Origin of the sequence: Vibrio sp. 10N.222.49.C9 (assembly GCF_041474985.1) — a bacterium.
GTDB classification, from domain to species: domain Bacteria; phylum Pseudomonadota; class Gammaproteobacteria; order Enterobacterales; family Vibrionaceae; genus Vibrio; species Vibrio crassostreae_C.
The window spans coordinates 1-403 of sequence record NZ_JBFRVD010001044.1; the positions used below are offsets into that span (position 1 = coordinate 1).

The 403-nt window shown below is 43.2% G+C and carries 1 protein-coding gene; it reads left to right on the forward strand.

Annotation, left to right across the window (positions count from 1 at the left end):
* Nucleotides 1-26 precede the first annotated feature (26 nt).
* Nucleotides 27-194: a PA3496 family putative envelope integrity protein gene (locus AB4585_RS26820; protein WP_372171779.1), complete on the forward strand. Its 168-nt coding sequence runs from the start codon at nucleotides 27-29 to the stop codon at nucleotides 192-194.
* Nucleotides 195-403 lie beyond the last annotated feature (209 nt).

Sequence of the window (403 nt, forward strand, 5' to 3'; positions counted from 1 at the left end):
CTATTAATTCTATCAGCCGAGAAGAGATGCAAGGTCTCGCGGGTTCGTGGGATGAATTGAACGCCACCCCCGAAGCCACTTCGAATAAACAGCTAAAATCTGCAGAGGCAAGACGCCGAATAGAACAAATGCGCGAAATCAGGGAAAGCGGATTGACACTGGAAGAGGCTCGCGAGTTGGGGTTACTACACTAATTCCACACGAGACTAGTACGCTCAGCAATGGGCATATGACAAAAATTACTCTGTCGTATTGTTTTTATTTTCAACTTAAAATACGACACAAGAACGCATGTACTCACTATAAGGGTATGTGCGTTTTTTTATGCGTTTCTCTTCTCCTAGGTCAAAGAATAATCTCACCGTTGGCATAAAATAATCATTAAGGTCAACAGACCCTAGAG